We start from the raw sequence: 5724 nt of genomic DNA, 5'->3' as shown, positions 1-5724 counted from the left end.
TAATTTAGATCCCGATGTTGCCGAGCATCCACATGCGCTTGTGGTGTATGGCGGCATTGGCCGAGCCGCGCGTGATTGGCCTAGTTATGACAAAATCATCGCCACCCTCGACAGGCTCGAAGATGACGAAACCTTATTGGTGCAATCGGGCAAACCGGTTGGCGTGTTTAAAACGCACAGTAATGCCCCTCGTGTACTGATCGCCAATTCTAATTTGGTGCCGCATTGGGCTAATTGGCAACATTTTAACGAGTTGGATAAAAAGGGCTTGATGATGTACGGGCAAATGACCGCCGGTTCATGGATTTACATCGGCTCGCAAGGCATAGTCCAAGGCACCTACGAAACCTTTGTCGCCATGGCTAAACAACATTTTGCAGGCGCAGCCGCTGGTAAATGGGTGTTAACCGGCGGCCTAGGTGGCATGGGTGGCGCACAACCGCTGGCAGCGACCATGGCAGGTTTTAGTGCCTTAGTGGTGGAATGTGATGAAACCCGTATTGATTTTCGGATTAAAACTGGCTACCTCGATGTTAAAGCCAATGATTTGCAGCACGCCTTGCAATTGGTCACTAGCGCTTGTCAAAAGGGACAGGCACTGTCTGTTGGTTTACTTGGCAATGCCGCAGATGTATTTAGTGAGCTGGTCAGTGCTGGAGTAACGCCGGATATCGTTACCGATCAAACATCGGCACACGATCCCCTTAATGGCTATTTACCGCAAGGCTGGACACTGCAACATGCAGCAAGCATGCGTGAACAAGACCCCGAGGCGGTAGTGCTCGCAGCTAAGCAGTCAATGGCAGTTCAAGTAACCGCGATGCTGGCACTGCAAAAAGCCGGTGCCGCGACCACCGATTACGGTAATAACATTCGACAAATGGCCTTTGAACAGGGCGTGAGTAACGCGTTTGATTTTCCAGGGTTTGTACCCGCTTATATTCGCCCGTTATTTTGTCAGGGCATTGGCCCATTTCGTTGGGTAGCACTGTCTGGCGACCCAGAAGATATTTATAAAACCGACGCCAAAGTGAAAGAACTGATCCCCGACAATCCAGAGTTGCATAATTGGTTAGATATGGCTCGCGAGCGTATTCAATTTCAAGGATTACCCGCACGTATTTGCTGGGTAGGATTAAAAGATCGAGCTCGGTTAGCACTGGCCTTTAACGAAATGGTTAACAGTGGCGAGTTATCGGCGCCCGTAGTGATTGGCCGCGACCACCTTGACTCAGGCTCAGTGGCCAGCCCCAATCGTGAAACCGAAGCCATGCTAGATGGCTCTGATGCGGTTTCTGATTGGCCATTATTGAATGCGTTGCTCAATACTGCCAGTGGCGCTACTTGGGTATCGTTGCATCATGGTGGCGGTGTAGGCATGGGCTTTAGTCAACATGCCGGCGTGGTGATTGTGGCCGACGGCAGTGATGAAGCCGCTGCACGCATTGGCCGTGTACTATGGAATGACCCTGCCACCGGCGTAATGCGTCATGCCGACGCCGGATACGACATAGCGAAGCAATGCGCTAAACAACAAAACCTAGACCTACCCATGCTGAACGAGGAATAATCATGTTTGAACTTACGCTTACCCCAGGCTCACTCGACTTAATGACGCTGCGTAACATTAATAACAGTGCCATCAAGTTACGCTTAGCCGATGAGGCCGCGTCGCAAATTGCTGCCAGCGCGCAAACCGTACAAAACGTGATTAAACAACAGCGCACTGTGTATGGCATTAATACCGGTTTTGGCTTATTAGCCAACACAAAAATTGCCAACAGCGAACTCGAGCTATTACAGCGCTCTATTGTACTTTCTCATGCCGCAGGCATCGGCGAGTATATGGATGACAGCACCGTTAGATTGATGATCACGCTAAAAGTAAATTCGCTGTCGCGTGGTTTTTCCGGCATTCGCTTACAAGTTATTGAGTTTTTTATACAATTGCTTAATAGCCAAGTGTACCCTTGTGTGCCTAAAAAAGGCTCGGTGGGCGCCTCTGGCGATTTAGCCCCCCTTGCCCACATGTGCTTACCCTTATTAGGCGAAGGGGAAATGCGTCATCAAGGTAATATCATAAGCGCCGCGCAAGGGTTAAAAATAGCCGGACTTGAGCCACTGACACTGGCGGCTAAAGAAGGACTGGCACTGTTAAATGGCACCCAAGCGTCTACCGCATTTGCGCTACAAGGGTTGTTTAGAGCCGAACAGCTATACGCACAAAGCTGTGCGATAGGCGCTATGAGTATTGAAGCAGCGATGGGCAGTCGTGCCCCTTTTGATGCGCGCATTCATGACATTCGCGGCCAACGCGGACAAATAGACACCGCTGCGGTGTTTAGAGAGTTGCTCAGCCCACAGTCAGAAATTAGTGAAGCGCACGTTAACTGCGAAAAAGTACAAGATCCCTATTCGCTACGCTGCCAACCACAAGTATTAGGCGCGTGTTTAACGCAAATACGCCAAGCCGCAGAGGTGTTATTGTGCGAAGCGAATGGCGTTACCGATAACCCACTGGTGTTTGCCGATGTCGGCGATATTATCTCTGGCGGTAACTTTCATGCTGAGCCAGTGGCGATGGCAGCCGACAACTTAGCGCTGGCAATTGCCGAAATTGGTGCGCTGGCCGAGCGCCGAATGGCGTTATTAATTGATTCCAGCCTGTCGAAACTGCCGCCCTTTTTAGTGGAACATGGCGGCGTTAATTCGGGCTTTATGATAGCGCAAGTGACCGCGGCGGCACTGGCGTCAGAAAACAAATCGTTGGCGCATCCCGCGTCGGTCGACAGTTTGCCCACTTCGGCAAATCAAGAAGATCATGTGTCTATGGCGACCTTTGCGGCAAGACGTTTGCGTGACATGGCCGACAATACGCAAGGGGTACTCGCCGTCGAATGGCTCGCCGCTGCACAAGGGCTTGAATTTAGAAAACCATTGCAAGCAGCAGATAAAGTTGTAGCGGCTATGCTGTTGTTACGCGAGCATGTCAGTTATTACGACAAAGACCGCTATTTTGCCCCCGATATCGAAGCAGCTAATACGCTACTCAGCCAAGGGCAATTATGCTCGTTGCTCAGTAACAACCCGCTGCCTTCTTATCAGCCCTCGGCAACGCAGTAATCAGTGTAATTGCGCGGGGATTAAATACCATGTTGGTAGCTAAATCCAAGCGCCTCAATGGCTGAGCCAAGCACTTTGCGCTCAGCCACTTCATCACTGCTAAAACGTGGCATTTCGCCGCCATTAAGTGTGCACTTTTCGGCGTAATACTCGGCTTTGGTTGGATGCAAAGGGTTAACCACATTGTAAATGCTTTGTCCTTGCTGCCAATGGCTAATAACGGCAAATATCGCGTTAATAACATCTTGTTGGTGCACCATATTAACCACTTGCTGACTCGAAGTGTTGAGCTCTTTACCTGCCACAAAGCGGCCTGGCTCTCTATTTGGCCCCACTAATCCAGCTAAACGCAGTACTTTACCCCCTACCGCCAGTACTTGCTGCTCTGCATCATACAGCCTAGTTTGGCGTTCATTGCTAACGTGTATCGCGCTGCTTTCACTATATACACCTGGCGCTTGGTCATACACGCCGGTTGATGAACAGAGTAATACGCCCTTGGCATGTAGCTGGGTGGCTAACTTAAGCGCCGCCGTTAAGGTGCCCGGGTAATTACTGTCGCGATCACGACTGCGCGGAGGAATGGCACACACCCAATACGCATTTTGTAAATCGAGTTGATGGCTTAACTGGCCATTTTCCAGCACAAATTGTCGTTCAAAGTCGTATTCATGCTGCGTACTACGGTGCGTCCCTTGGACTTGCCAGCCGGCTTGTTGGGCATTTAAACATAAAGCACGTCCTAACCAGCCAGCGCCAAGCACCACTAAATTATTGCTGTTTTTATCCACTGCCGTTCGCCCTTTAATTAAATAAACAATTATTATCGTGTTTCGTAGAGATCATCAGCAAAATATGCTTAGATATCTGTTACTAAAACAATAACAAAATGTGCACTTATGCTAAATAATTTATCATTACGGAAGAAAATATTATTATTGATTGGTGGAACAATTACTATTTTACTAATTATTGCCTCCACTTTTTTTGTTAACCATATTGCCACGTTATCCCGAGTAAACATAGAGCGTGAAGCGCAAAGCTACCTGCAAAGCGAGCAACTCTCTATGCAAAGCTACTTTGCCCAATACGGCAAAGTGGTGGCCACCTTTATTAATAATCCACATTTAGTTAATTTTTTTGACGCCTGGCAGCTGCGTGATCAACCTATAGAGAATGTGCCCGGCTATGCGGCAATAAATCAAGACTTTGTACGCATCAGCGCCAATGATGAAAATATCTTATCGGCTTTTTTTGCCTCAGCAATCACCGGTGAGTACTTTAAAGAAAATGAACGCACCGCTTATTACAATGGCGAACCGTATTACGCTTATAAACGCGGTTGGTGGCAAGAAGCGATGCAAATTAACAAGCTGTATGTGGGCCCTATTTCGGTCGATTTAACCACCGGCGATGCCTCCGCCGTGGTGCAGCAACCTGTCTATAACGCCCAGCGTAAACTGGTGGGCGTCGGCGGTGTTGACTTACAACTGAACAAAATTAACGACATGGTCGAAAATATTCGCTTTAACGACCAAGGCTATGGCTTTTTACTTGATAGCGAACAAAAGGTGGTGCACTTTTCCAAAGCGTCAGGGCATAAACTCTCTACCACCGATGAAGGCCCTAACGGTAAAGATGGACTCGATGCGTTAGAGCAGCAATTTAGCAACACCTCAGGATTTAGTGACCTTAATACCGCAATGCGTACTAACCTCAATGGCAGTCATGAAGTAACCTTTAAAGGCGAGCAGTTTTATGTGGTGTATCACCGCTTGCAATTAGAGCAGCCCTACCTAGATTGGTATGTGGGTTTACTGGTCCCTAACAGCATGATTGAGGCCCCAGTGAATGCAGCGGTGACCACCACCAGCACAGCCGTGGTCATTATTTTACTGATTATTTTAGTGATGATTTTATGGGCCACCCATTTGATCGCGAAACCCATCACCACGCTCACACAGATAATGCGTGATATTGCTTCGGGTGAAGGTGATTTAACGCAAAAAATTAATATTAATAGCACTGATGAAGTGGGGCAATTGGCTAATCATATGAATACCTTTATTGATAAGCTTCATGTGATGATGCTAGCCACCGCCGCTAAAGCTGAACAACTCAGCAAAGCCGCGAATCAGCTCAAAGCCGTATCGCAACAAACAAACTCAGAGATTCAACAAGAAAAGCAGCAAGTAGATAGCGTCAGCGCGGCGGTCACCGAAATGGCCAGTACGGTACTGGAAATTTCCCGCAACGCACAACAAACTAATAATGCTGCCGAAGAAGTTCAAGCGATTACCGCTGCGGGCTCATCGCGTTCAACGCAAGCACAAACCGTGATGACAGCACTGGCCAAGCATATAGGCGAAGCGTCTAACGTGGTGGCGGGGCTTGAACAAGAAAGTAATAACATTGGCGCGCTGGTTGATGTAATTAACTCCATTGCCGAACAAACCAACTTACTGGCGCTCAATGCCGCCATAGAAGCGGCTCGTGCTGGCGAGCATGGTCGAGGCTTTGCGGTGGTGGCCGACGAGGTGCGCTCGCTGGCGAGCCGTACACAAGAGTCAACCGACGATATTCGGAATATGATCACCCGAC

General features: G+C 48.8%; 4 protein-coding genes. 3 read left to right on the top strand and 1 reads right to left on the bottom strand.

What is annotated here, in order from left to right:
• Window positions 1-1570, top strand: a 1570-nt coding sequence (gene hutU / locus ABYB02_RS13885) for a urocanate hydratase (RefSeq protein WP_372763016.1), incomplete at its 5' end; no start/stop codon positions are given.
• A 2-nt stretch (window positions 1571-1572) separates the two neighbouring features.
• A complete protein-coding gene (hutH, locus tag ABYB02_RS13880) occupies window positions 1573-3123 on the top strand; it encodes a histidine ammonia-lyase (protein ID WP_372763015.1) in 1551 nt (516 codons plus the stop codon).
• 20 nt (window positions 3124-3143) lie between these two features.
• Here hutH and ABYB02_RS13875 read toward each other — a convergent pair whose 3' ends face one another.
• On the bottom strand, window positions 3144-3914 hold the full coding sequence (locus ABYB02_RS13875) for an NADP-binding protein (RefSeq protein WP_372763014.1): 771 nt from the start codon (window positions 3912-3914) through the stop codon (window positions 3144-3146).
• Window positions 3915-4022: 108 nt separating this feature from the next.
• Between ABYB02_RS13875 and ABYB02_RS13870 the strand changes: the two genes are divergently transcribed.
• The coding region (locus tag ABYB02_RS13870; RefSeq protein WP_372763013.1) for a methyl-accepting chemotaxis protein at window positions 4023-5724 on the top strand (1702 nt) is incomplete at its 3' end.

It is taken from the genome of Pseudoalteromonas sp., from assembly GCF_041613455.1.
In the GTDB taxonomy this organism is placed as follows: Bacteria; Pseudomonadota; Gammaproteobacteria; order Enterobacterales; family Alteromonadaceae; genus Pseudoalteromonas.
The sequence above is the reverse complement of the archived record's forward strand: the minus strand, read 5'-3'. Positions and strand labels throughout refer to the sequence as shown.

Coding starts and splice junctions, on each gene's coding strand:
- hutH (WP_372763015.1), top strand. CDS start 1,573: ATGTTTGAACTTACGCTTACCCCAGGCTCACTCGACTTAATGACGCTG.